The following is a 26,983-nucleotide window of genomic DNA, read 5'->3' as shown; positions in this document are numbered from 1 at the left end:
GTGGGAATCTTCCGCTGTTCGATAGAAGGAGAGTTGAGAAAAAGTTCTTGACTCTCATTTTTGATTCAAATCTGTTTTTTTCAGGCAATTTGGAGGAACATGGGATGGCAAAAGGGACGACCGTAAGAATGTGGCACCGAACGGTGTTTGTTTTGCTGATGATGATGATTGCCGGATTTGGGGCTGTGATCTTCAGCCTGGTTCGGCTGCAGATTGTTGAGGGCGAAACCCTGAAAATGAGGGCTGTCGACAATCAGGTGAAAGACACGGTCCTGACCGCTCAGCGAGGAACGATCTACGACAGCAATATGAAGGTTCTGGCGCAGAGCGCCACGGTCTGGCAGGTTGTTCTGGAGCCCGCCTATATCACCGATGACAACCGGGACCTGATCGCCGCCGGGCTGGCGCAGATTCTGGGCATGGATAAGAACGTCATCCTGGAACACACTAGGAAGAAAACATATTTCGACGTCATTAAACGCAAGGTGGAATCGGATGTCAAGGACAAGGTCGTCGCATTTAAGGACAAAAACAATATTACAAACGGAATTCGCTTAATTGAGGATTATAAACGGTATTATCCTTTCGGGACGCTGGCTTCCACCATACTCGGCTTTACAGGGACCGACAGCCAGGGCCTTTCCGGAATCGAAGCGGAATACGACAGCGAGCTGACCGGCGTTTCCGGCAAGCTGGTAACGGCGAAAAACGCGATCGGAACCGACATGCAGTACGATTATGAACAGGAAGTCCCGGCTCAGGACGGGAACAGCCTGGTCCTGACCGTAGACGAGGTCGTACAGCAGATTCTGGAAAAGAACCTGGAGGAGGGCCTTGTTAACAATAAGGTTCAGAACCGCGGCTGCGCAATCATCATGAATGTCAAAACCGGCGGCATTATCGCCATGGCGGTCAAAGGGGATTTCGACCCCAACGACCCGTTCACCATAGCCGACAAGACGGTGGCGGATCAGATTGCAAAGATGCCTGACGGGGAGGCAAAGACGAAGGCCCTTCGGGAAGCTCAGCAGGCCCAGTGGCGGAACAAATGCGTCAGTGATACTTATCAGCCGGGCTCCGTGTTCAAGATGATTACAGGCTCGGCTGCGATGGAAGAGGGCCTGGTGACCGAAACCACGCAGTTCAGCTGCCCCGGCTATCTGACGATCGGCGGAAGACAGATTCACGACTGGCGGCGCAGCGGCTTCGGCAGCCTGACTTTCGCACAGGGAATCTGTCAATCCAGCAACGTTGTGTTTATGAAGGTCGGCGCGCTCCTGGGGCCGAATCTGTTCTACAAATATTTCGATGCGTTTGGGTTTACCGCAAAAACCGGCATAGATCTTCCCGGTGAATCCCGCAGCATCTATTATACGGCGGCCCAGCTTACGCCGATCAACCTCGCCACGGAATCTTTCGGTCAGAGTTTTACCATTACGCCGATTCAGATGATTACCGCCTGCGCGGCGGTGGCGAACGGGGGATATCTGGTAAAGCCGCACGTTGTGGACCGGATTCTGGACAGCGACGGGAATATTGTCAAGTCTGCCGACACCACGCCGAAACGCCAGGTGGTCTCCAACGACACATCAAAACGGATCAGCGCGATTCTGCGGCAGGACGCCACAACGGGGACGGCGAAAAGCGGGTATATTCCCGGCTACCGGGTCGCCGGCAAAACGGGAACTTCCGAAAAACAGGAAATCAAGACAAGTAAGGAGTACATCGCGTCTTACTGCGGGTTCGCACCCGCGGACGACCCTCAGATCGCCATGCTGGTTTTTTATGACGAGCCGCACGGAAACAGTTATTACGGCAGCTATGTTTCCGGCCCGGTTTTTCTGAAAACAATGTCTGAAATTCTGCCGTATCTCGGCGTGGAACCGAAATACACGGAGGAAGAAATGGCAAAGCTCGATGCGTCCACACCGAATGTTGTGGGTCAGACGGTCGCGCAGGCGAAGAATAAAGTTTCCTCCGACGGCCTTACGCCTCAGATTTACGGCGACGGCGAAAAAGTGGTGTCTCAGGTTCCCGAACCGGGAAAGAGCATCCCGAAGGGAGGAAGAGTGGTCCTGTTTACGGATCAGCAAAGCAAAGAGAAAACGGTCACCGTACCGGACCTTGTCGGGCTTTCGCTTTCACAGGCGAACGAACGCGCCTCCCAGTCGGGAATCAATATCAGTGTTTCCGGCGCCGCGTTAACAGGAACCGCAAACGCGGTGTCCAGCCTTCAGAGCATTGCGCCGGGAACCAAGGTTGCGCCCGGAACAGTTGTTACGGTTTCGTTTATTGAACCCAATCATGTGGAATAATGAATGCAAAGGAGCGATTCGATGAAAAGCACGACGGACTGCGGCCATTGCACAAAAGCCGTCGCAATCGTTGAAAAGGATGGGCGTGCGGCCGCGTTGCTGAAGAAAATTTTTCTTAATTGCGGCAGGGAGCATAACCTTGTTGTGGAATACGGTGACCCGTTGCCGCCCGTCGCGACAAAACCGGTGCTCCTCTTGTGTGGGGATGCGGCTGAATTTGACCCGAGAGACTGGTCTGTCTGCGTCGTTGAGCGAGAGCTTTCGGACCGGGCTGCCGGAGCAGCCCGGACCATCACGTTTTCAATGGTGCGCAACGAAGCGGATTTCACTGCCCGCGACGTCCGCACGACTCCGAACGGAGACGTCGCCTTTGAGATTGTAGGTTTTGGGGTAATCGGCCGGGTGCGTCTCCCCGGCGGAGATCTTTCGGAAGTCGCCGGGGCATTGGCGGCCGCTTGTGCGGCCGTAGGCGCAGGAATTCCGTTTGCCGACGTCTTGACGGCGCTGAACCGCAGGGAGCTTCAGGAATCTTGCACCGACGGGCTCATGTATAAATCGCAGGGACAGTTTACAGAATAAAGGTGAATTGAAACATGAATTCTTTGTGGACCTTGATTGCGGCGACAGTATCGTTTGGGATAACCGCGCTGCTGGGGAAATGGATGGTGCCGTTTTTGCACCGCGTGAATTTCGGCCAGACAATTCGTGACGTCGGACCGTCATGGCACCGAAAGAAAAACGGAACCCCGACGATGGGCGGCTTTCTGTTTATCGTCGGAATCGCTGTGGCTTCTGCAATCTGTCTTTCCGCATATTACGGTTCGGAAGGGCTCAGCCAGACCAATCTTGCTATGAGAACCAAAATCGCGGGGGGTCTGCTGATGGCCTTTGGATTTGGTCTGATCGGCTTTTTTGACGATTACATCAAAGTGGTGAAAAAGAGAAATCTGGGTCTTACCGTCCGGCAGAAGCTGGTTCTTCAGTTTCTTGTGGCCGGGGCGTACCTTTATACCCTTTACAGGTTCGGCTCGGGTTCCGTTACGCTGATTCCTTTTTCCGGGGGCGTTGATCTGGGCCTGTGGTACTGGGTGCTGTCGCTTCTTGGAATCGTCGGGATGGTAAACGCCGTTAATTTTACGGACGGCATTGACGGGCTGAACGCTTCCGTCACTTTTTTCGCGTCCGCTTCCTTCATGGTGATTGCCGGCATTTTCAGGCTTGTTCCCGTGGGCATTGTTTCGGCGGCCGCCGCGGGAGGATGCCTGGGATTTCTGATATGGAACTTTAATCCCGCAAAAGTATTTATGGGGGATACCGGATCTCTGTTTCTGGGCGGACTTGTCTGCGCGCTTGGGTTTAACGTAAACGCACCGATTCTGATTCTGCCGATCGGAATCATCTATCTCTGCGAAATCCTGTCCGTCGTTCTGCAGGTCTCGTATTTCAAGGCAACACATGGAAAGCGTCTGTTCAAGATGAGCCCCATTCATCATCATTTCGAGCTTTGCGGCTGGAGCGAAGTGAAAATCTGCTTTGTTTTCAGCGCTGTCACGGCGTTTTTCGGTGCGGTTTCCGCGCTGCTAGTGTTCTACGGTTTTTAATCTTTTCACAGGATACGACAGATTCGGCGGCGGCGATATGCTTCAATAGTATCTGATACGGGAAGGAGGGGACAATCATGGCACGAAACGAGGCTTCTGTAACTCCCATGCCGCGGGGAGCCGCAAAACACCCCGCCGGAGAGATTCGTGAAGCCACCTCTTACGGCAGAAAGGTCCGGAAGAAATTCCGTATCTTTTCGGTTCGTTCCGGCATGGATCTGCCTTTTTTGTTCCTTGTTCTGGTCCTGCTGATTATCGGGCTGATCATGATGTTTTCCGCCAGCTATGCAAACGCTTTTTACCGCCATAACGGGAACAGTTACTTTTTTATCAGCAAACAGGCGATTTTCGCCGTACTGGGCATATTTGTAATGATGGCCGTTTCCTATTTTGACTATCATCATTTTCATGAATTCGCGATTCCGATTCTGCTGATTTCATACGCGCTGCTTGTGCTGGTCCGGTTTATGCCGGCAATCAACGGAGTGCATCGCTGGATTAACGTTGGCCCACTGGGGCAGTTTCAGCCTTCCGAGATCGCCAAGTTCTCGATTGTTTTGATATTCGCCCATCTGATATCACTGAACTTTAACCGAATGGGGACGTTTCGGTACGGCGTTTTGCCCTACGCGCTGATTTTGGGCATGACCGCTGCCCTGCTGATGTGGGAGCCCCATGTTTCCGCCACCGTTATCATTACGCTGCTGGGCGCTGTGATGCTGTTTATCGGCGGGGTGAAGCTTCGCTGGTTTGTCGGCGCGTTCAGCGTGATGGGAGCCGGAGTTGCCTATCTCGTCCTTTTTGCAAAGGAATACGCTTATGCGAGCGACCGCATCACCGCCTGGCTGGATCCTTTCTCCAATGCGACTCCGCAGATGATCGCGGATACCTGGCAGACCCGGCAGTCGCTGTTCGCCATCGGTTCCGGCGGGCTGCTCGGGCTTGGGTTGGGCCAGTCGCGGCAGAAATTCCTGTATCTTCCGGAGCCGCAGAACGATTTTATCTTTGCTATTGTCTGTGAGGAACTTGGTTTCATCGGCGCCCTGATTATTATTATTCTGTTTGCCATGCTGATCTGGCGCGGTATCACCATTTCTCTGAGGGCAAAAGATAAATTCGGCATGCTGCTTGGCATCGGGCTTGTGGTTCAGGTGGGTCTTCAGGTAATTCTGAACATCGCCGTTGTTACAAACACCATACCGAATACCGGAATCAGTCTGCCGTTTTTCAGTTACGGAGGCACTTCGCTTGTCATACTTCTGGCCGAAATGGGGATTGTTCTCTCGATCTCGCGAACGTCGGCCATAGAAAAAACGTAGAAGAACAGAGGGTTGAAAATGAGAATTCTTTTTGCCGGAGGAGGCACCGCCGGCCATATCAACCCGGCTCTCGCCATCGCCGGGTACATAAAGGAAAAAGAGCCGGACGCCCAAATTCTGTATGTGGGCGCGAAGGGCGGAATGGAAGAGCGCCTTGTACCCTCCGCGGGATACGATTTCCGAAGCATCACGATTTCCGGCTTTCAGCGCAGTCTGAGCTTTCGGAATCTTGTTAAAAATGGAAAAACGGCGGCCCGCCTGTTTACTTCCACAGTGGAAGCCCGCCGCATTCTCCGTGAGTTTCATCCGGACATCTGCGTCGGCACGGGAGGATATGTTTCCGGGCCCGTCATCCGGGAAGCGATGCGTCTTGGGATTCCGTCCGTGATTCACGAGCAGAACGCGTTTCCGGGAGTAACCAATAAGATGCTGTCAAAAAGGGCGGACAGGACCATGCTCGCCGTTGCCGACGCGCAGAAACACCTCAGCCCTGCCGCAAGATGCGTGCTGACCGGAAATCCGGTCAGGCAGGAGGTGATTCGGACCGACCGGAAGGCGGCAAGGGCAAAGCTCGGGCTTGACAGCCGCCCGTTGATCCTTTCCTTCGGCGGAAGTCTGGGAGCGAGAAAGATCAATGAGGCTGTGGCGGAATTGCTGGTCCAGAGTGCCAAGAGCGGCCGTTACCAGCACATTCACGGATACGGTCAATGGGGAAAATGGTTTCCCGACCTGCTTTTGGAAAAGGGTCTGGACACAAGGGACCGCAAAGAAATGGATATTCGAGAATATATCGGCAATATGCCGGACTGCCTTGCCGCCGCGGATCTCGTCATCTGCCGCGCCGGCGCGATTACCCTGAGCGAGCTTCAGGCGGTCGGCAGAGCGTCCATTTTGATTCCATCGCCGAATGTAGCGGAAAATCATCAGTTTCATAATGCAATGGCAATGGTTGACCGCGGCGCAGCTGAAATGATTGAGGAGAAAAATTTAACCGGTGGGGGACTGTGCCGAAAGGTACAGGAACTGTTTTCTCAACAGGGAAAAATAGAAACGCTTGCGGAAAATGCGAAAAAAATGGCTATTCCCGATTCCTGCGACAGAATCTACAGAATGATCCGTGAAATTCTGAACCAGCCTCCGGCTGATTGAGCCGTCACCGCAATCCCCTTAAAAGCATAATATGTTACCAGATTATGTGGGGGTGTTGCTATGTCGAAACTGCTGATACATGGCACAAAAAAGCTGAAAGGAGAAGTGCAGATTCACGGGGCCAAAAACAGTACGCTGCCGTTGATGGCCGCGTCGCTCTTATGCGCAGGAGAATGCGTCCTACATAACTGTCCTGCGCTTTCAGATGTGGACACAGCCATTAAGATTCTTCGGCATCTCGGCTGCAAAGTGGAGCGTACTGCGGGAGACGTCGTTATTAACCCGCTTACAGCGAAAAACTACGATATCCCCGACCACCTGATGCGGGAGATGCGCTCTTCAATCATTTTTCTGGGTGCGATTGTCAGCCGTCTGGATCGGGCAATTCTATCTTTTCCAGGGGGCTGCGAGCTTGGCCCGCGCCCGATTGACCTGCACCTATCCTCACTGAGAAAAATGGGGGTCGACATCAGAGAGGATCACGGTTGTCTGGACTGTGTGGTTCCGAACGGCCTGAAGGGCGCCGTGATCAACCTTTCTTTTCCGAGCGTCGGGGCTACCGAAAACATCATGATTACGGCCTGTCTGGCAAAGGGGAAAACCGTGATCAACAACGCGGCCCGCGAGCCGGAAATTTCCGATCTGGCAGATTTTTTGAATTCCTGCGGAGCTAAAATCCACGGAGCGGGCAACAGTACGATCTGTGTGGAAGGGGTCCGCCGTCTGACCGGATGCGAGCATTTCGTCATACCTGACCGCATTGCGGCGGCGACTTTTATGACGGCAGCCGCGATTACGGGAAGCACGCTGACAGTGTCCAGCGTGATACCGGAACATTTGGCCCCCGTCATACCGGCTTTGGAAGAAAGCGGATGTCAGGTCGATCTTTACGACAGCTCCATACGGATATCGGCCCCGAAGCATCTCAGCCGGATTAAGAGCATCAGGACGATGCCGTATCCGGGTTTTCCAACGGATGCGCAGGCTCCTGTCATGGCGATGACGACTCTGGCGGAGGGCACCAGCATGTTTGTGGAAAACATTTTTGAAAGCCGCTACAAACATGTAGGCGAACTGCTTCGCCTTGGAGCAAACATTAAGGTGGAAGGGCGGGTCGCTGTTGTCGAAGGCGTAAAGAGGCTTTCCGGGGCTACGGTGGAGGCATCGGATCTGCGGGGAGGAGCAGCTCTGGTGGTGGCCGGTTTAGCCGCACAGGGAATAACGGAAGTGTACGGCCTGCATCATCTGGACAGAGGCTATGAGTCTATTGAAAAAAACCTTGCCCTGCTGGGAGCGGATATCAGGCGCGTTTGAATTTCGCCGGAAGGAAACTGGAACATGAGGGATTTGAAAAACGGACGGCACACGTCGCGTGTAAACGATATGGGAAACGGTGCTTACAGGTCTGCCCGGAGGGAGAACGTCGGCGTGCCCTCCCGGGCCGGAGTCCGCGCTGAAAACAGACGGCGGCGCAGGCGAAGGGCGCTTTTGATTTTTTATATTCTTCTGTTTGTCACAGTGATTTCGTCGGCGGCGGTCTTATCGCTCACAGTGCTTTTCAAAATCGATTCCGTAGAGGTGACCGGCACCTCCCGCTATTCCCAGGAGCAGATTAAAAGCGCGTGCGGGATCAAAACAGGGGAGAACCTTTTCCTGGCGAAAACAAAGCAGGCGGAAAAAAAGATTCAAAGCAGCCTTCCCTATATCGGTTCTGTCAAGGTCAAACGAAAATTTCCTGCGGGGATCAGCATTCAGGTTTCGGAAGCTAAGGTCTGCGGAGCGGTGGAATACTCCAAAAAATACGCGGTGCTGAGCGAAGATTTCAGGGTGCTGGAATTGGCGGACAAGCTTCCGCAGAACTGTCCGCCCATCAAGGGCATCACGCTGAAAAGCGCAAAGATCGGAAACAAAGCCGACTTTGCAAACAAATCCCTTCAGACGTCTTTGACGGATGTGGAAAACGCCGTGAAAAAGAACGGTCTGGGTAAAATAACGGGACTGGATTTCAGCCGGACTTCCGCAATAACGCTGAATTATGACGGACGCGTTACGATCAACCTTGGGATGCCCTCCGGGCTTGACTATAAAATCCTTTACGCAAAGGCGCTGTTTGATCATGGCAACATCAAGGATACGGAAAAAGGAGTTCTGAATCTTTCGACCGTAGAGGATAACGATACCGCTTATTTTGATCCGGATACGACTTCTTGAAAGCGCTGCGGGCTTTTCGCGCTATATTTGGAGCAAAAAGGAAAATATTTATTGAAATTGAACCTGAATCGTGTATAATAATTTAGTATGGGACGATATATAATTGACAAATTTACGATACAGGCGGTTACACAAAAAAGGATTCGCATAAGGGGGATTGCGGCACATGCCTTTTGAAATTGAAAATGACTTTGATAATATTGTTCAAATAAAAGTCATTGGGGTCGGCGGCGGCGGCGGCAACGCGATTGACAGGATGGTTGCCATGGGCGTACAGGGCGTTGAGTTTATCAGCGTAAATACGGACAGGCAGGCGCTTTACCGTTCCAAAGCCACGCAGAAAATTCAGATCGGTGAAAAAGTGACCCATGGAAAGGGCGCCGGTTCCAAACCCGAGATGGGACAAAAGGCCGCCGACGAAAGCAGGGAGGCCATCGCGGCCGCAATCCGCGGAAGCGACATGGTTTTTGTCACGGCGGGCATGGGGGGCGGCACCGGCACCGGCGCCGCGCCGATTGTGGCAGAAATCGCGCACGATATGGGGGTTCTGACGGTTGGTATTGTCACCAAACCTTTTGAGTTTGAGGGCCGCCGCCGCATGGAACAGGCGGAAAACGGCATAACGGCCCTGAGGGAGCATGTGGACTCGCTTGTGGTTATTCCCAACGAGCGGCTGAAACTGGTCAGCGAGCAGCGTATCACCCTGTTAAACGCGTTCTCCATCGCGGATGACGTGCTGCGTCAGGGCGTGCAGAGCATTTCGGACCTGATTAAGCTTCCCGGGCTGGTCAATCTTGATTTTGCGGACGTTACCGCGGTCATGAAAGACGCCGGTTACGCGCATATGGGCGTCGGCCGGGCCTCCGGCAAAGAGAAGGCCCAGGAAGCGGCGAACATGGCGATTTCCAGCCCGCTTCTGGAGACCGCCATCAACGGGGCAAAGGGTGTTATTATCAACATTACCTCTTCGCCGGACATCGGACTTGATGAAATAGAAACCGCGTCGTCCATGATCGCGTCGCAGGCGCACGAGGATGCGAACATCATTTGGGGCGCAGCGTTTGATGAAAATATGGACGATGAAATGAGCGTGACGGTCATCGCGACGGGATTCGCAACGTCCGCCGGGGACGAACCCGTTGCGAAATCGAAGGAAAAGCAGGAAGAAGGGAGTCATGAGCGGGCTGCCGTCCACGACGGCAGTTCGATCGAGGACGACGATTTTACCGATATCATGCAGATTTTCAATCGCAAATCCTGAATGAAAGGTATCACCGAAGGCAGACCCCGAGGGGGGTCTGCTTTTTCTTTGGGGTGATTGCGTGAATGAGATCTCCCGGAAAAGCGAAACATATGAAAAACAGGTTTTGACTCTGCGTTTTAGTATAAAATGGCTAAAATCAATCAAAAAAGCCTGCTGAAGATGTTTTTCGACCGGTACGGAAAAATAGGCCTTAAAATATCGCCCACTCTCTTGCAATCTCCGTTTTATGTGCTATAATAGCTCATGGAAAAGAAATCAGTAAATTTTTAAAGGGGGTGGCATTGTGAATCCCGACCCTTTGGGGAAACCGCGAAGAAAATTTCATAAAGGAGATGAGCACAATGCTGTCCTACTTCAAAACGGTGGATGGACGCATGACGCAGATCGAGGCGTGCGAGCCCGGCTGCTGGATCAACTGTGTTGCTCCGGACGACCGCGAGATAGAAAGCCTGATTGCGGATTTTGCGATTGAGCCGGATTTTATTCGTGCCGCAATGGATGAAGAGGAATCCTCCCATATCGACAATGAGGATGATAACACACTGGTTGTGATCGATATTCCGGTTGTGGAACAGAATGGGAAGAGCCTGGCCTATTCCACAATGCCGATGGGGCTGATCCTGGCGGAAAAAAATGTGATCACGATCTCCATCCGCGATAATACGGTTGTCGACGAATTCGCACGGGGATTGGTCAAGGGCGTGCGTACCAATCTGAAAACCCGTTTTTTGCTGCATATCATGCTTCGCGTGGCCAGCCGCTATCTGCAGTACCTGAAACAGATCGATAAAATCAGCAATACCGTGGAATCGGAACTGAGGGAGTCGATGAAAAACTCGGAACTCCTGCAGCTGCTGGATATTGAAAAATCCCTTGTTTATTTTTCCTCTTCCCTAAAAGGGAATGAAATCACTCTGGAAAAAATCATGCGGGGCAGGGTGATCAAGCTGTACGACGAAGACCAGGACCTTTTGGAAGATGTTTTGATTGAAGTGAAACAGGCCATTGAAATGTCCAACATACACCTGAACATATTGTCCGGAACCATGGACGCCTTTGCGTCCGTTATTTCCAACAATCTGAATATCGTAATGAAGGCGCTGGCATCCATTACGCTGCTGTTTTCGGTGCCGGCGGTGATTACCGGCGCTTATGGGATGAACGTCACGGGGATACCGTTCCCCAGCTTTTGGTTTCCGGCCGCCTTATCGTTCCTCTGTATTGCGATCGCATACTGGATTCTTCATAGAAAGAAAATGCTGTAATGGAAAATCATATCCGGTACAAAGAGGGGACTGCCGCGCGGTTCCCTTTTTACATAGAAAAAGGGGGATCATGACGTGGATTCCATTCGAATTCATACCGAGGAGATGTCTGAGGCCGCCGCCGCACTGCATGCCGGTGACCGTGTGCTGCTCAGCGGAACGGTGTACACCGCGCGCGACGCCGCGCACAAAAGAATTTTTGCATTGCTGGACAAAGGGGAGCCATTGCCGTTCGAGCTCTGCGGCGCTTCGGTTTATTACGCCGGGCCGACTCCAACGCCGCCCGGCTTGCCCATCGGCTCCTGCGGGCCTACGACTTCGTCTCGTATGGATGTGTTTGCGCCCCGCCTTCTGGACTTGGGCCTGAAATGCATGATCGGCAAGGGGAACCGGTCGCAGGCGGTTGTGGACGCGATCCGGCGCAACAAAGCGGTGTATCTCTGCGCAATCGGCGGAGCCGGCGCTCTGGCCGCGCAATGCGTCCGTTCGCTGGAAGTGATCGCGTTTGAGGATCTCGGCTGCGAATCGGTCAAGCGTTTGGAATTTGAGGATTTTCCGCTTTTGACAGCCATTGACTGTTATGGCGGCAGTCTGTTCGGGGGTTAAAAATGACACGCCTTTTAATTCGGCTGTTCGTCAGGGATTACCAGAATATCGATGATCCGCAGGTACGGGAACGCTATGGTAAATTTTCCGGCCTGGTCGGCATTGTGACAAATCTGTTTCTGTTTGCCGGGAAAATAACCGTCGGACTGCTGTTTCACAGCATCTCCGTGACGGCGGACGCGGTGAACAACCTGACCGATTCCGTATCGTCGATCGTTACTCTGGTCGGGTTTAAGATGGCCGCGAAGCCTGCCGATTCCGACCATCCTTACGGGCATGCCAGAATCGAATATATCAGCGGGCTGATGGTATCTCTGGTTGTGTTTGTAACCGGGTTCCAGTTTGCCCAGACTTCCATAAATAAGATAATCCGTCCCGAGCAAAGCGAATTCAGCCTGATCGTCGTGGCGGTGCTGGTTTGTTCCATTCTGCTGAAAGCGTGGCAGGGCGCTTTTTACCGCAGAGTAGGAAAGACGATTTCCTCCTCGACGATTTCCGCGACCGCGGCGGACAGCATGAACGACGTTCTGGCTACCTCGGCCGTTCTGGTGGGGGCGGTGCTCACACGGCTGACCGGTTTTAACCTGGACGGATATATGGGTCTGGTCGTCGCCGTCATGATCATGTTTACCGGCTTTCAGCTGGTCCGTGAAACGGGGAATCCTCTGCTTGGCGAGGCGCCGACCCGGGAATTCGTGGATGATATTTACCGCACGATCAGCGCTTATGACGGGATTCTCGGCATTCACGATCTGAATGTTCACAGCTACGGTCCGGGGCGCTGCTTTGCAACCGTACACTGCGAAGTGCCCGCCGAACGGGACATTCTGCTCAGTCATGACATCATAGACAATATTGAGCGCGACTTTCTGGAAAAAAAGGGGATTCATCTCGTTATTCACATGGACCCGGTTACAACGAATGATCCGCGGACCAATGAACTGAAACGGCAGATTACTCAGCTGATTGCCGAGATTTCTCCCGAGATCGGAATGCACGATTTTCGCGTCGTCTGGGGTCCGACCCATGCCAATCTTGTGTTTGACATTTGCGTTTCCTTCGGGTTTCCCTTGTCGGATGAAGAACTCGTGAGGCAAATAACGGAAAGGGTGCGCGGAGTTCCGGGAAATTGCTATCCGGTCATCACGGTGGACCACGATTATGTTCCGACTCGATTATGATACAAAAATTTAACAATTGTCCTATTGAAATTTTCCGTCCGATAGAATAAAATAAGAATTAGCACTTGGACATTTTGAGTGCTAATTCTTTTTTTGCAAAGGACGGGATTTTTTATGCCGATAAAGCCGTTTCAGGCGGAATCAAAACACCTTTTGGATCTGATGATTCACTCGATTTACACTCACAAGGAGATTTTTCTGAGGGAACTAATCTCCAACGCGAGCGACGCCATCGATAAACTTTATTATAAGACGCTTTCAGAGGAAAATACCGGGCTGAACCGCGACGATTTTGCCATTCGGATTGTGCCGGACAAGGAAAACCGGAAGCTTACGATTTCGGACAACGGCTGCGGCATGACGAGGGAGGAGCTGGAGACCAACCTCGGCACTATCGCCAAGAGCGGTTCTCTCGATTTTAAAAACGAATTTGAAAAGAAGCCGGATATCGAGATTATCGGTCAGTTCGGGGTGGGATTCTATTCCGCGTTTATGGTCAGCGATCATGTCGCCGCCGTCAGCCGGGCGTTTGGCGGCGATGAGACCTTCCGCTGGGAGTCGCACGGCGCGGAGGGGTATACCGTCGAGCCCTGCGAAAAAAGAGAAACCTGCGGAACAGATATTATCATCGATTTGAAGCCCGATACCGAAGACGAGAAGTACGGTGAATATCTGGATGCATACACCCTTCGAAGCCTCATCAAAAAATATTCCGACTACATCCGTTATCCCATTCGGATGAACGTGGAGAAAAGCCGCCTGAAAGAGGGCAGCAAGGATGAATATGAAAGCTATACCGAAGAAGAAACGCTGAACAGCATGGTTCCTCTCTGGCGGAAAAATAAGAATGAGATTACAAAGGAACAGTATCATCAGTTTTACAAGGACAAATTTATGGATTACGAGGACCCCGCCAGAGTCATTCATATGTACACAGAGGGCGTTGCAACTTTTCACGCGCTGATGTACCTTCCGGCCAGAGCCCCGTATGATTTTTACACGAAGGAGTACGAGAAGGGCCTTCAGCTTTATTCCAACGGCGTTTTGATTATGGACAAATGCGCCGATCTGCTTCCGGATTATTTCAGTTTTGTCCGCGGCTTGGTCGATTCCCAGGACCTTTCCCTGAACATCTCCCGCGAAATGCTTCAGCATGACCGCAGGCTGACGGTTATCGCGGGCCGAGTGGAAAAGAAAATCCAGTCGGAGCTGGAATCCATGCTGAAAAACGAACGTGAAGACTACGAAAAATTCTTCCGGAACTTTGGACTTCAGCTCAAATACGGAGTCTACCAGGACTTTGGGGCCCACAAGGATGCTTTAAAGGATCTTTTGCTGTTCCACACCTCGGCCGGTGAAAAATATTCCACCCTGGCCGAATATGTCGCCCGAATGAAGGAAGACCAGAAATATATTTATTACGCCTGCGGCGAAACCGTGCAGAAGGTTGAGCTGCTTCCGCAGACCGAGGCTGTGAAGGACCACGGATATGAAATTTTGTATCTTACCGACCCGATCGACGAATTTGCCGTGCGCGTGCTTGAAAAGTACCAGGATAAGGAGTTCAAATCCGTTTCCGCGGACGATCTGGATCTGGAGACTGAGGAGGAAAAACAGGAGGCAGCCAAAAAGGTAGAAGAGAATAAGGACATGCTTGCGTTTTTGAAGGATGCGCTCAATGGCAAAGTAAAGGCCGTTGTTCTCTCCAACAAGCTGAAAACCCATCCTGTCTGCCTGACCACAAGCGGAGCAATCTCAATGGAAATGGAAAAGGTTCTGAATTCACTTCCCAACGCGGAGCAGGACAAGGTGAAGGCACAACGCGTGCTGGAGATCAACGCAAACCATCCCGTGTTCGAAAAGCTCACAAAGCTGTATGACTCTGACAGGGAGAAACTCAAGACCTATGCGTCTCTGCTCTATACACAGGCGCTGCTGATCGAAGGGGCGCCGATTGACGATCCGGTTGCATTCTCCAATCAGATTTGCAGCTTGATGACGGAATAACTGCAAAAACGGAGCCGGCGAAGTTAGCCGGCTCCGTTTTTTTGTGCCCTTTGCCCCCCCGGCATAGCCGGGGGGTTCAGAAGAGCTTTAGCGTTGAGCAGAAAATGTCATCGAACCTACCCCAAACTCCTCCCATTCTAATTTCGAAGCGAAAGCAGGCGGCTTCCATGAAATGGGAGGGGGCAGGGGGTGAGAAGTACCGTTGCAAGCGTAAGAAAACTCCGAGCGCCTTGAGGCGCTGCCAGTAAAACAGGGCTTTGCCCGCATGTAACTGTTCCTTAAAATTCAAAAACTTCAAAAAACATCCTAAATATTAAAAAAAATTACTGAAAACCCAGAAAATAGTGGAAATTTATCGGATTATGTATTATCATTATACGCACAGGCAGTGAGTTGCTGTTTTGGTAGCCGCAAGCCCAGTTTTATATTGGAGGCAAAAGCACATGGATATCGCGAGCGAAAACCGCGAGACTACCTTTGCCAAAATAGTAAAAAAAATCTGGAACGGGCCGTATCAGGACACCGACCTTGAGATGGAGGAAACAGCCCCGATGAACAGGGAAAAAGCGGAGAACATGAATTTTAGCCGTGCGGGCATGGCAAAACAGGATGAGATTTATGATGAGGGTCATTCAAAATCGGATTCCGGTTACGGGGAGCCCTCCGGAAATTTTGAAAATCCGACTGCTGAAATTCCCAAAAACGTCACGGTGATCTCGCAGGGAACGACAATTACCGGCGACATAAAATCGGACAGCAGCATTGAAATGCTTGGCAGCATGACGGGCAGCATCGCGACTTCGGGGAATGTGAAAATCAACGGAAAGCAGGTTGGCAATGTTCAGGGGGCCAGCATCGATTTATACACCTGCACGGTACGGGGATGTTTGAATGCGGCCGAAGATGTTAACGTGGACAGTGACTCCGTCATTGTCGGGGATATCAAGTGCGGGAATCTGACAATAGACGGAAAGCTGAAGGGAAACGTCCATGTAATGGGAAACGTCAGCTGTCAGGGAAATTCCGTCATTATCGGCGATATCACTTCGACAACCATCACGATCAGCAGCGGGGCGAAAATGAAGGGCAAGGTTGAGATTTCCGACGGCAGCATTGACCCGATTGATGTCGGCGGAGAAGAACCTTCACAGCCGGTTCAGCAGCCCGAGAACCCCGAAAATCCTCAGTAAAGCACCAAAAACGGAAGAGCTGATGGTTATAATCAGAGCAGTCCCTGAAAAGCATCTCGTGCTTTTCAGGGACTGCTTTTCAATTTTTATATCATTCGTGTATTTTATGGTCCCGTTGAACCAGATGAATTTTCCATGACCAGACAGTTGTAAAAATCAAGGGAATCACAAAAGCCAAAGCGCATAGAAGCGCTTCTGTCCACAACCCTTTTGAAAGATTCATAATGGTAAAAAACGCAAAAAAGATCGCAAGCGACAGGCATGCCCCACGGCATTTTCTCATGTATTCCATCAGGCTGTTCAAGTCGGAATGAAGCTGAAACGGTTTTCCGTCCTTCTTCTTTTCCAGGATTAAAAATTCGGAATTGATGTTCCCGGGAGATGTGGCAAGCGAGATTCTCGCCCCGCCAAACCAGCGCAGCCGAATATTTCCGTATGAGTATTTTCCAAGGCTGCCGCTGACGGGATAAGCGGTGATTCCGAGTTCCGACAGAAATGCGCGGTACTTTCTTAGTTCATCGGCGGACCGGTCGGCTGCGAATTCCACCCGGTATTCATATTCGTTCGGTGAGCATGGTTCGAAAGAATAGCGGTGAAGTTTTGAGACGCCTTTCAGACGGTAACCGGAAGCCGCCATTTGATTCAGCCATTTTTCCCGTCCCGAAAGAGGAGCGAACAGATAACGTATTCTGAACTTGTTAATCAATGCAGATTCCTCCCTGCTGTCAGTTTTTTTGCCGTTTGCAGCAGCCGGTTGATTCGAGACGTCTCTTTCGCAACCGCCTGTTTTCCTTGTTCTGTAATCAGGTACAGCTGCCCGCGCCCGTTTTCTGTTTTACCGCAGGGCGAGATCCAGCCCTTTTTTATCAAAACGCGGAGCGCTCCGTACAGGGTTCCCGCACCCGGAACAAGCCGACCCTGCGTCTCTGTTTCAATCGTCTGCATAATTCCATATCCATGGTTAGGCTGAAAAGTGCTCAGCAGAATATAAAAAGTAATTTCCGTCAATGCTCCGGTCTGGTAGGATTCATGCAAGGCGTTTGCTCCTTTATTATGTTTTCCGATATATCGTTAAACTTACTATAAGACTAAAAAATCTCTTTGTCAAGGAGAAAGAAAATTTTAATGTTGATTCGCTCGCTGCAGCGCCAGCAAAAGATCAACCATTCTGCCGTAGCTTTTGACTCCGTCCTCCTGACGATTTGCTTTCAGGTACTGGTTGTTCACGCTGTTAGAGACTTTCGCAACCGGGCCTTCAAACTGTTTCCAGTATGCCGAATTAAAAGACAGGTCGCGGCGGACCCCGTCATCAAGCGATGAGTAAATACGATCTGCGGCGTCTGAATCGGCGGAAAAAAGCGCGTTGTTTGCGTAAGTGAAGGCGAGCATATCGCCGGAATACTCAAAATCGGGATCGCCGCTTTTCCGGCAGACCAGATAGCCGATAAAGTTTGCTTCATCTTCCCGCATATACCCGCGCAGGTGGGAAAGTTCATGGCACATGGTGACGGGAATCGTGTATTCCGGAACGTCGTTGTTGACATTGGCTTCAAAAGTAAAAGGAAAAAAGATACCGGTGATATCGCATCGGGACATCAGTCTGGAAAAAGTAACGAGCTTGGGAGCGCTGTAGCCTGAGCGCAGCAGGGGATAGTCCTGTTCGATCTTATCGTAGGCCAGCTTTGCCTGCACTGCGGTTTTGCCGATGCTCCCCGAATGGAGCTTCATAACGCCATGCCCGTCTGTATCAAGGCCGGGGCGGAGACGGTTCAAGTCCGAAGCAAGCGAAGCGCAGAGCTTTTGCAGCTCGGCCTGGGAAGAGGGCTGCACTTTTAGCCCGCAGGTGTCGGCAAACGGGTAGCGGTAATAATTGATTCCGCAGTTTAAGGTAAATAAAAAACAGACAATACTGACAAAAACCGCCAGATTAATTGCCGATTTCAGCGCGAAGGGGGCGCGGCCTCCTTTTTTTCTGACAATTCCGACGCTAAACAGAATAATGGCGGTTGGAAGGCCCAGAAAACACAGGATGACCAGAACTTCCGCAATGGAAAAAGGAACGAGTCCGGTCATACGGTTCACGGTTCGGGAAAGAGCGGAATAGAACCCGGTCGCATACCATTCCGCAAACGAAGACTTCAAGTCGGCACAAATGGTAAGAAGCAGCGACGCTGGGAAAAGAATCAGAAACCAGAGTCTCTTGCCGATTCCGGCTTGTTGCAAGTACCGACGCATTTTCTCCTCCGAATGAAAGTTTTCTTTCATTATAACATATATTTGCAAATTCCGCTTACTAAGTAATTAATAGTAATCATGAAAAGAAAAAATATCTTCAAGATCAAGATATTTTCGGCACCGGAATATAGCAGCCTGCTTTTCGTAATATTATTTTACATGGATTTTACAGAATATTAACAAAGCGGATACGCTTAACTCTGTATATCAGATTTAATCAGGAAAACATAGCAAATAAAACGATTGGCAGGAGAAACTATGACGCTGGATAATATCTTGATGCTGCTTGGCGGCCTGGGACTGTTCCTGTACGGGATGAAGCTGATGGGGGAGTCCCTGGAGCTTGCGGCGGGTTCCAGGATTAAAGAAATGGCGGAACGGCTGACTACGAACAAATACATGGGGGCTTTGCTCGGATTCGCGGTCACGGCCGTGATCCAAAGCTCATCCGCAACTACGGTCATGGTGGTCGGCTTTGTCAACGCCGGCATCATGGATTTGACCCAGGCCGTCGGCATTATCATGGGCGCGAACGTCGGCACGACCGTGACGGGTCTGATCACTGCAATTAATTTCATGGCGATTGCCCCGGTGGCGGTTTTTGTCGGCGTCGGGATGATCATGTTCTCGAAGAAAAGCAACTCGAAACATATCGGTCAGATTATCGCCGGTTTCGGTATTCTCTTTCTCGGAATGTCCACGATGAGCTCGGCCATGAAGCCGCTTGGACAGTCCACGCTTTTTTCAGACATTATCACGAATTTCCAGAATCCGCTGATCGGTCTGCTGGCCGGGATGCTTTTCACCGCGGTCATCCAGAGTTCCTCCGCAACGGTGGGCGTCCTTCAGTCGCTCGCGCTTTCCGGCGTGATTGATTTGAAATCCGTGATCTTTGTTATTTTTGGTCTCAATATCGGCACCTGCGTCACTGCCATGCTTTCTTCCATCGGGACGAACAGAACCGCCCGGCGGACCGCGATCGTTCATTTGTTGTTCAACGTGATCGGTGCGGCGCTGTTTACGGTTATTACCATCATCACGCCGTTTGCCCGGCTGGTCATGTTCCTGTCGCCGGAAAATGTGCTGTTCCAGATTTTCCTGGTGCATATTATCTTCAATGTGGTCACAACGGCGCTCTTGCTGCCGATGAGCGGTGTCCTGATCCGACTGGCCTACAAGATCATCCCGGGTGAAGACGCCCGTTCGCAGGCCATGAGCCTGAAATACCTGGATTCCCGCATTCTCAGCACTCCTCCGGTGGCGGTATCGCAGCTTTTAAAGGAAGTAGGCCGCATGGCCAGCCTGGCAAAAACAAATTTTCTGAACTCGATGGCCGCGCTCTTTGACAAGGATCCTGTGAAAATCAAGGAGTTAGAGGAAAACGAGAGCGTCATCAATTTCCTGAATCAAAGGATCACATCTTTCTTAATCCGGATCAACGCTCTCGATCTTGAGGATAACGACCGCCAAATTGTCGGCGCGCTGTTCCACGTGATCAACGATATTGAAAGAATCGGCGATCACAGCGAGAATATAGGCGAGCAGGCGCAGATCGTCATAGACGGGAAAGCGTCGCTGAGCAGCGTTGCATCCGATGAACTGCATGAGATGCAGAACCTGATTGTAAGCATACTGGACGACTCCTTTCAGCTGTTTCTCCTGGGCAGCAACGACGCGGAGCTTTCCTTCACGGTAAACAATACGGAGGAAACGATCGACAACCGTACCGAAGAGCTGAAAGAAAACCACATTTGCAGGCTGAACAACGGTCAATGTAACGCGGAGTCCAGCGCGCTTTTCAACGACTTGCTGATTAATTTGGAACGAATTGCGGATCATGCGACGAATATCGCGTTTTCCATGTCGCATACAAAGCGGGTTCCGATTCTGTCGGAAGGAAAATAATCCGCGGAATCCGGTCAAATCAATTTCTGCGCCGGGGCAAAAGCCCCGGGCGTTTTTTTATAAGCGGCTTGCCGCGTCCCAAGAAAAATGGTATGATTAAAAAAGAATTTGCCGCAGAAGGGGAGGGGTCCGCTTGCAGTTTTATATCAAGCCTGTGGGGGGAGCCCGTTGCCTTTTTACCATCTTGAATTCCAAAGGCCAACCGGTCTATGAAGTAACCGGCAGAACAACTCCTTTCGGCAACAGGTTTTTTTTGCTGGACGGCTCGCACGATGTTGTCGGCCGGATTTCCGCCGTGCGGATTTCCGGTGCCGCTCAGTATTCTGCCGCGGCGGGCGGAGAGAGAATCCATGTTGCCATCAACTGCTTCTCTTTGCGCAAGCCCGTCAGGATACGGGGGAAACGCTGGCATTTTCGCGGAAGCTTTCTCACCCGTTCTTTCGATATTCTGAATGAAGCATCTCAGGTCGTCATGACGCACGGCAAGTACTGGGGCGTGGCGGGAGACTGCTATGGAGTTGACATAAACGACCGGGAAAACATTCTCCTCTGCCTGTGCCTTGCCGTTTTGATTGACTGTACCGTTTCGGGTAACTGTACGGCTCCGGTTCCGGCCGGCGGCTGATTGACAAAAAATCCTGAAAGTGGCATAATAATTCGGTTAAACCTGCGTGTTTGACCGATTGGAGGAAAGTAAATGAGCAGGGAATTGGCAAAGACCTATGACCCACGGGAAGTGGAAGACCGAATTTACGATTTTTGGCTGTCCGGTGATCTTTTCCATGCGGAACGCGACCCGGAAAAAAAGCCTTATACCATTGTTATGCCGCCGCCCAACATCACGGGGCAGCTTCATATGGGACACGCCCTCGACTGCACCCTGCAGGATATTCTGATCCGCTACCGCAGGATGCAGGGTTACTGCGCCCTTTGGCTGCCCGGCACGGATCATGCTTCCATTGCTACCGAGGCGAAGATCGTCGAGGCCATGCGCAGGGAGGGCCTGACGAAAGAAGGAATCGGCCGCGAGGCGTTTTTAAAGCGCGCCTGGGATTGGAGAGAAAAGTACGGCCGCAGAATCGTGGAGCAGCAGAAAAAGCTGGGGTCCTCCTGCGACTGGGACCGGGAACGCTTCACTTTGGACGAGGGTTGCTCCAAAGCCGTCCGCGAGGTTTTCGTGAGCCTGTATGAAAAGGGGCTGATCTACCGCGGCGAGCGCATTATCAACTGGTGCCCCCATTGCAAAACCTCCATTTCCGACGCGGAGGTGGAATTTTCAGAGCGCGACGGATTTTTCTGGCATATCCGTTATCCGTTCAAGGATGGCAGCGGGTATATCCAGCTTGCGACCACCCGCCCGGAAACCATGCTGGGCGACACCGCCGTGGCCGTCCATCCGGAGGACGAACGTTATAAGGATCTGGTTGGCAAAACGCTGATTCTCCCGCTGGTAAACCGTGAAATTCCGCTGATTGCCGATGAATACGTCGAGCGCGACTTCGGAACCGGAGTGGTGAAAATTACCCCTGCCCATGACCCGAACGACTTTGAAGTAGGACTGCGCCACGGCCTGGAAGTCATCAATGTGATGGACGAGAGCGGCAATATCAATGAGAACGGCGGCGCTTACGCGGGTATGACCGGAGCGGACGCCCGGAAAAAGATTGTGAAAGATCTGGAGGCGGAAGGCTTCCTGATTAAGGTTGAGCCGATTAAGCACAATGTCGGCGCCTGCTACCGCTGCGGAACGGCGGTGGAGCCCCGCGTTTCCAAGCAGTGGTTTGTGAAGATGAAACCTTTGGCCGAACCCGCAATCACGGAAGTTCAGAACGGAAAGGTTCGCTTTATTCCGGATCGTTTCTCTAAAATCTATTACCATTGGATGGAGAACATCAAGGACTGGTGCATTTCCCGCCAGCTTTGGTGGGGGCACCGGATTCCGGCATGGTACTGCGAGGACTGCGGAGAAACGATTGTATCCCGTGAAGAGCCCCATGTCTGCCCAAAGTGCGGCTCCAAAAAATTAAAGCAGGATCCGGATACGCTGGACACCTGGTTTTCTTCCGCACTCTGGCCGTTTTCTACGCTCGGATGGCCGGACAAAACCCTTGATTTGGGTTATTTCTATCCTACCGACACGCTGGTTACCGGGTACGATATCATCTTCTTCTGGGTCGCCCGCATGATTTTTTCGGGCATTGAGCAGATGGACGAGGTTCCGTTCCACAATGTTTTGATGCACGGTCTGGTGCGCGACGCACAGGGCCGCAAAATGAGCAAGTCTCTCGGCAACGGGATCGATCCGCTGCAGGAAATCGACAAATACGGCGCGGATGCGCTCCGCTTTACCCTGGCAACCGGCAACAGCCCCGGGAACGATATGCGTTATTCGCAGGAAAAGGTGGAAGCAAGCCGGAATTTTGCGAATAAAATCTGGAACGCCGCCAGATTTATCCTGATGAATCTGGAAGGAAAAGACGTTCCGGGTACCCTTCCGGAAGATCTTGCCCTGGAGGACAAATGGATTGTGGATTCCTTCAACCGCGTAGCGGGAGAGGTCACGGAAAATCTGGATAAATTTGAACTCGGAATTGCCGTTCAGAAGCTGTATGATTTCCTCTGGGATCAATTCTGCGACTGGTACATCGAGATTTCCAAAATCCGTCTGAATTCCGGCGATGAAAAAGCGGCTCAGACCGCGCGCCGGGTGCTGGTCTGGGTGATGTCGGGAACATTGAAGCTGCTGCATCCGTTTATGCCTTTTATCACCGAGGAAATCTGGCAGGCCCTGCCGCACGAGGGCGAATCTATTATGGTTTCCCAATGGCCTGTTCCGCAGGAAGCCCACAATTTCCCGGAAGCGGCGCAGGAAATGGGCAAAATTATGGAAGCCGTCCGCGCCGTTCGCAACCGCCGCGCGGAAATGAATGTTCCGCCGTCGCGTCGGACGCATCTGTCGGTCGACACCGCGTCACCGGAAACGTTCCGGGAAGGCGCCGCGATTCTGGAGCGCCTCGCCTACGCAAATCGCGTTGAAATCGGCACGGACCTCAATGTGACGGATGCCGTTACGATTGTTACGCCGGATGCGAAAGTATTGATTCCTACGGATGAGCTGGTTGACCGTGAGGCGGAGAAAACCCGTTTGTCAAAGGAACTCGAAGCAGCGCAAAAGCAGCTGACAACCGCGCTGGCGAAGCTGAAAAACGAGAAGTTTATTACGAAAGCCCCTGAAAATGTGGTGGAAGGCGTCCGGCAGAACGCCGCGAAGCTGAAAGACCATATTGCGCTGATCCAGTCGTCTCTGGAATCGTTAAAATAGCGGCGCGGTTTTCTGCTTTGTCAATCATAGGAGGGAACAGAAATGGAAACACTGGAGGCTATGCCGAACATCGGCAAAGCGGTGGGGCAGCAGCTCCGCCGGGCCGGCGTCGAAACGCCGGAGCAGCTCAGAGAAATCGGCAGCCGGGAAGCATGGCTTCGTATCCAGGGCTTTGATCCCTCCGCCTGTTACAACCGTCTGTGCGCGCTGGAAGGCGCGGTGCAGGGAATTCGCTGGCACGGACTTTCAGAAAAGGATAAGAAGGAACTGAAGGAATTCTACCGGGAGCATCAGCTTTGATGCTCCCGTTTTATACCGAGAGGGAAAAATGAACTACGAAGAGGCAATTCAGAAAATTGAAGCGCTGCAGCAATTCGGTTCGCGGCCCGGCCTGGAACGCATCGGCGGGCTGATGGAACGGCTTGGAAACCCACAGGACAAGCTGAAATTTCTCCATGTGGCGGGAACCAACGGGAAGGGCACCACCTGTGTGCTGCTTGCGTCCGTTCTCCGCTGCGCCGGGTACCGGACGGGGCTGTATCTTTCGCCCCATATTACGGATTTCTGTGAACGGATGCAGATGAACGGTCAGATGATTTCACGTGAGGAGCTGGCTTCTCTTGCCGACCGTGTTTTCCCTGTGATCGAAGAGATGAAATCGCGGGGGGAAATCATCACGGAATTTGAGGCCGTCACCGCGATGGCTTTTCTGTGGTATGCGGAAAACAACTGCGGCCTTGTTGTTCTGGAAGTCGGGCTCGGCGGACGTCTGGATGCAACCAATGTCATTCAAAAGCCTCTGGTTTCGGTGATTACCTCCATCTCTCTCGACCATACGAAAATTCTGGGTGATACGGTGGAACAGATTGCCTATGAGAAATGCGGGATCATCAAGGACGGCGGCGTAACGGTCAGTTACCCGGATCAAAAGCCCGCAGCCCTGGAGACCATCCGCAGAATTGCCGCGGAGCGCCGCAACCGTTTTATAGACGCGGCCCGCACCGATGTCACGGAGCTTTCCTCCGATCTGTCCGGTACGCAGCTGCTTTGGCGCGGCACCAGACTTCGAATCCCGTTCCTTGGGGAACATCAGGTCAAAAACACTGCGACGGCGCTAACTGTTTTGGAAGTGCTGCGGGAATCCGGTTTTTCCATTCCGGACGAAGCGGTAATCAACGGCTGCTCCGAGGCCGTGTTTCCCGCCCGGTTTGAGATCTTGTCGCAAAGCCCGCTTATTATTCTGGATGGAGCGCATAATCCGGACGGTACAGCCGCTCTGGCCGACGCGGTCCGCCGTTATTTCTCCGGGCGGCAGCTTGTCGCCGTAATGGGTATGCTGCAGGACAAAGATGTTGACGACGCCCTCAAGAATCTGTCGGGGCTGTTCGCCCGCGTCATAACGGTGGAGCCTTCCAGCCCGCGCGCCATGAATGCCGGGATGCTGGCACAGCGCTGGCTCCGGCTCGGCACAGGTTCGGAACCTGCCGCCGGGTTCGACGACGCGCTCCTAAAGGCGAGTAAATATTTGAAACCGGACGGGGCTTTGCTGATCTGCGGATCCCTGTATCTTGCGGGGGACCTTCGCCCCCGCGCACTCAAATTTTGGAACTTAGCTGAAAAATAGAGCTTGTCCGCAAATTTCGAGCAATCTTTCTGAATAAATTTCCGGTGGGATAAAAAGGCCGTAAGTTTTCAACAAAACATTGAACCGGATGACTCTTAAACACAAAAAAGGGGCCGCTGCAAATTTTCGTTTTGCAGCGGCCCTTTTTTTGATTGAATTGTAATATTTAATAGTTGGTATAATTTTCACCGAAGTTGTTATCGATATAGGTAATGCCGTTTACAGTATAAGATACGAAGTATTTTACGTTGGAGCCATGAGGAAGATCGCTCGGTATGCTCCACTGCTCAACATTGCCCGGCAAAGTTTTTTCATAACTGGCGTTTGCGCTGTTAGTAGTAGCCCAATTGTCTGTCGTGTATTTCACAAGCACGGTTTTTTCATATCCGAGGTTTTTCAGGAATATCGCTGTGGGAGACCCTTCTTTGAGCTGTGCGGTTTTAAGCGCACATTTTTCCAGAACGATAGGGTCCGTCGGCGAAAGAGTGTAATTATTTCCGTTATTATTATCCCAATAGGTTTGACCGTTGACTTCATATTTAATTGCAAACGTTACGGGTGAAGAAGGAGCAAAAATGCTAAACTCCCACACGTCATACTGTGGATCTTCGGGATCGTTTTTCAAATATTGAGCTGAAACATCTTTCCAGGAGTTTCCGTCTGTTGTATAATGCACGGTTACATTTTTTTGATACGCAAGATTTTTAACGTCGATGAATCCCAAGTAGCCGCCGTATGCAGCTTCGCCCGGCTCGTCTCTCTGGGCGTAAAGAAGCTGAACATTCGGATCCGTACTTGCATACGCTTTTGCGGATGACAGGCAGAAGACCGCCGAAAACATAAAGCAAAAAGATAAAGCAAAACAAATAGCGCGTGACAGATGTTTACTTCTTGGCATAAAATATAACCTCCTTAATTTTGATTAACTTTGCTTAAAATTGTTGGTACCAATTTTTCCAAGCTACGTATTATTGTAATCAATACTATAATAAGGTCAAGTCTAAAAATTAACAAATTAAAGAAAGGACTTTCCTAATAAAAATAAATATTAGATGTAATATTATACTTTATATAAACCCATAATTAACAATTACAGTAAATTTATGGATATAATTAATTAAATTTTTGCACTGCTGATAGAACAAACTATCTGTTTTTGCTTTGTGCAACTTTTAAAATTCAAGCTGAATTATTTGCAAGGCAATGCCTCAGCGGACCGGGCAGGGGAAATTAGCCTCGGGTGAATTATTCCAATCTTAATAATTAGAAGGAAATATTACAGGGGTGACGGGAATGGATAAAGTATTGGAAAAATTATTGAAAATCGCGACATTCGGCTATAGCACGAGATCAGATCTACACAGAGCTAAAGGGGATTGAGGGGAAAGAGGAGGGTGGAAAACGGTAAAGTGAGTAAAGGCCCCGCCTGATGTGAGCGGGCTGATTTTTATGCGTCGACAAACTTCGTTAAGATTTTTGTCCTAAGTCTGATAGCATTAATTATGCTATATAAATCAGGAAGGACATGCTGTTGCTTCGGCGTTGCTACAAAAACGCTCGAAAGCCGCATTACTGTTGGTCTCTATTTTATTTTTTTGATAAGGGATTTTTTAATCGTCATGTATCATTCATATAAAAATGGGTATACTACCCTAATTCAAAGGCTTTGTAAAGTAAACATGAAAGATTAAGAAGGGAAATCAGCCAATTGCTTCAAGCGACGAGGAAAAGCTTGCGTTTGCTTCTGGCAGAAAGGTTTAGGCCCGCAACTTGTGCCGGGGTCAGACCG

General features: G+C 51.3%; 22 protein-coding genes. 18 read left to right on the top strand and 4 right to left on the bottom strand.

Features of this window, described 5'->3' with window-relative positions:
* Nucleotides 1–104: 104 nt before the first annotated feature.
* The 13 genes from CAFE_RS06465 to CAFE_RS06405 all read left to right on the top strand — a co-directional run bounded on the left by CAFE_RS06465 (nucleotide 105) and on the right by CAFE_RS06405 (nucleotide 16,108).
* The gene (locus CAFE_RS06465) at nucleotides 105–2,315 is read left to right on the top strand and encodes a penicillin-binding transpeptidase domain-containing protein (protein ID WP_156990148.1); all 2,211 of its coding nucleotides are present in this window, start codon (nucleotides 105–107) and stop codon (nucleotides 2,313–2,315) included.
* A gap of 21 nt (nucleotides 2,316–2,336) precedes the next feature.
* Nucleotides 2,337–2,894 (top strand): hypothetical protein, encoded by a 558-nt coding sequence (locus tag CAFE_RS06460; RefSeq protein WP_066647788.1) that lies wholly within the window; start codon nucleotides 2,337–2,339, stop codon nucleotides 2,892–2,894.
* 14 nt (nucleotides 2,895–2,908) lie between these two features.
* The gene (mraY, locus tag CAFE_RS06455; RefSeq protein WP_066647785.1) at nucleotides 2,909–3,916 is read left to right on the top strand and encodes a phospho-N-acetylmuramoyl-pentapeptide-transferase; all 1,008 of its coding nucleotides are present in this window, start codon (nucleotides 2,909–2,911) and stop codon (nucleotides 3,914–3,916) included.
* Nucleotides 3,917–4,128: 212 nt separating this feature from the next.
* A complete protein-coding gene (locus tag CAFE_RS06450; protein ID WP_166525082.1) occupies nucleotides 4,129–5,235 on the top strand; it encodes an FtsW/RodA/SpoVE family cell cycle protein in 1,107 nt (368 codons plus the stop codon).
* Between the two features lie 18 nt (nucleotides 5,236–5,253).
* Nucleotides 5,254–6,384 (top strand): undecaprenyldiphospho-muramoylpentapeptide beta-N-acetylglucosaminyltransferase, encoded by a 1,131-nt coding sequence (murG, locus tag CAFE_RS06445; protein WP_066647779.1) that lies wholly within the window; start codon nucleotides 5,254–5,256, stop codon nucleotides 6,382–6,384.
* Between the two features lie 60 nt (nucleotides 6,385–6,444).
* Nucleotides 6,445–7,698 carry a UDP-N-acetylglucosamine 1-carboxyvinyltransferase gene (gene murA / locus CAFE_RS06440; RefSeq protein WP_156990146.1) on the top strand — a complete coding sequence of 418 codons (1,254 nt, stop codon included), beginning with the start codon at nucleotides 6,445–6,447 and terminating at the stop codon, nucleotides 7,696–7,698.
* Nucleotides 7,699–7,722: 24 nt separating this feature from the next.
* Nucleotides 7,723–8,595: a cell division protein FtsQ/DivIB gene (locus CAFE_RS06435; RefSeq protein ID WP_156990145.1), complete on the top strand. Its 873-nt coding sequence runs from the start codon at nucleotides 7,723–7,725 to the stop codon at nucleotides 8,593–8,595.
* A gap of 166 nt (nucleotides 8,596–8,761) precedes the next feature.
* Nucleotides 8,762–9,856 carry a cell division protein FtsZ gene (ftsZ, locus tag CAFE_RS06430; RefSeq protein ID WP_066647771.1) on the top strand — a complete coding sequence of 365 codons (1,095 nt, stop codon included), beginning with the start codon at nucleotides 8,762–8,764 and terminating at the stop codon, nucleotides 9,854–9,856.
* Between the two features lie 344 nt (nucleotides 9,857–10,200).
* Nucleotides 10,201–11,124, top strand: coding sequence for a magnesium transporter CorA family protein (locus CAFE_RS06425; RefSeq protein ID WP_066647454.1), 924 nt, complete (start codon nucleotides 10,201–10,203; stop codon nucleotides 11,122–11,124).
* 84 nt (nucleotides 11,125–11,208) lie between these two features.
* A complete protein-coding gene (locus CAFE_RS06420) occupies nucleotides 11,209–11,730 on the top strand; it encodes a FumA C-terminus/TtdB family hydratase beta subunit (protein ID WP_413814423.1) in 522 nt (173 codons plus the stop codon).
* 2 nt (nucleotides 11,731–11,732) lie between these two features.
* Nucleotides 11,733–12,911: a cation diffusion facilitator family transporter gene (locus tag CAFE_RS06415; protein ID WP_066647445.1), complete on the top strand. Its 1,179-nt coding sequence runs from the start codon at nucleotides 11,733–11,735 to the stop codon at nucleotides 12,909–12,911.
* 114 nt (nucleotides 12,912–13,025) lie between these two features.
* Nucleotides 13,026–14,918 carry a molecular chaperone HtpG gene (gene htpG / locus CAFE_RS06410; RefSeq protein WP_156990144.1) on the top strand — a complete coding sequence of 631 codons (1,893 nt, stop codon included), beginning with the start codon at nucleotides 13,026–13,028 and terminating at the stop codon, nucleotides 14,916–14,918.
* Between the two features lie 443 nt (nucleotides 14,919–15,361).
* On the top strand, nucleotides 15,362–16,108 hold the full coding sequence (locus CAFE_RS06405; protein WP_066647434.1) for a bactofilin family protein: 747 nt from the start codon (nucleotides 15,362–15,364) through the stop codon (nucleotides 16,106–16,108).
* 91 nt (nucleotides 16,109–16,199) lie between these two features.
* Here CAFE_RS06405 and CAFE_RS06400 read toward each other — a convergent pair whose 3' ends face one another.
* From CAFE_RS06400 to CAFE_RS06390, 3 genes are all read right to left on the bottom strand, one after another.
* On the bottom strand, nucleotides 16,200–16,814 hold the full coding sequence (locus CAFE_RS06400; RefSeq protein ID WP_156990143.1) for a DUF2812 domain-containing protein: 615 nt from the start codon (nucleotides 16,812–16,814) through the stop codon (nucleotides 16,200–16,202).
* On the bottom strand, nucleotides 16,811–17,143 hold the full coding sequence (locus tag CAFE_RS06395) for a PadR family transcriptional regulator (protein ID WP_066647426.1): 333 nt from the start codon (nucleotides 17,141–17,143) through the stop codon (nucleotides 16,811–16,813). Before CAFE_RS06395 ends, CAFE_RS06400 begins: the two co-directional genes overlap by 4 nt.
* 87 nt (nucleotides 17,144–17,230) lie before the next feature.
* Complete coding sequence (locus tag CAFE_RS06390; protein ID WP_156990142.1) at nucleotides 17,231–18,343, bottom strand: DUF3810 domain-containing protein; 1,113 nt, start codon at nucleotides 18,341–18,343, stop codon at nucleotides 17,231–17,233.
* Between the two features lie 258 nt (nucleotides 18,344–18,601).
* On the opposite strand from CAFE_RS06390, the gene CAFE_RS06385 reads away from it, so the two are divergent.
* From CAFE_RS06385 to CAFE_RS06365, 5 genes are all read left to right on the top strand, one after another.
* Complete coding sequence (locus CAFE_RS06385; protein WP_156990141.1) at nucleotides 18,602–20,248, top strand: Na/Pi cotransporter family protein; 1,647 nt, start codon at nucleotides 18,602–18,604, stop codon at nucleotides 20,246–20,248.
* Between the two features lie 133 nt (nucleotides 20,249–20,381).
* Entirely contained in the window at nucleotides 20,382–20,873 is a 492-nt protein-coding gene (locus tag CAFE_RS06380; RefSeq protein WP_156990140.1) for an LURP-one-related/scramblase family protein, read from the top strand.
* A 72-nt stretch (nucleotides 20,874–20,945) separates the two neighbouring features.
* Nucleotides 20,946–23,570, top strand: a complete 2,625-nt coding sequence (locus CAFE_RS06375; protein ID WP_156990139.1) for a valine--tRNA ligase — start codon at nucleotides 20,946–20,948, stop codon at nucleotides 23,568–23,570.
* 42 nt (nucleotides 23,571–23,612) lie between these two features.
* Nucleotides 23,613–23,870 carry a TfoX/Sxy family protein gene (locus CAFE_RS06370; RefSeq protein ID WP_066647414.1) on the top strand — a complete coding sequence of 86 codons (258 nt, stop codon included), beginning with the start codon at nucleotides 23,613–23,615 and terminating at the stop codon, nucleotides 23,868–23,870.
* Between the two features lie 28 nt (nucleotides 23,871–23,898).
* Nucleotides 23,899–25,194 carry a bifunctional folylpolyglutamate synthase/dihydrofolate synthase gene (locus tag CAFE_RS06365; RefSeq protein WP_156990138.1) on the top strand — a complete coding sequence of 432 codons (1,296 nt, stop codon included), beginning with the start codon at nucleotides 23,899–23,901 and terminating at the stop codon, nucleotides 25,192–25,194.
* Nucleotides 25,195–25,360: 166 nt separating this feature from the next.
* Here CAFE_RS06365 and CAFE_RS06360 read toward each other — a convergent pair whose 3' ends face one another.
* Entirely contained in the window at nucleotides 25,361–26,092 is a 732-nt protein-coding gene (locus tag CAFE_RS06360) for a carbohydrate-binding protein (RefSeq protein WP_156990137.1), read from the bottom strand.
* Nucleotides 26,093–26,983: the final 891 nt, after the last annotated feature.

This window comes from Caproicibacter fermentans, from assembly GCF_009746625.1.
Lineage (GTDB): Bacteria > Bacillota > Clostridia > Oscillospirales > Acutalibacteraceae > Caproicibacter > Caproicibacter fermentans.
The sequence above is the reverse complement of the archived record's forward strand: the minus strand, read 5'-3'. Positions and strand labels throughout refer to the sequence as shown.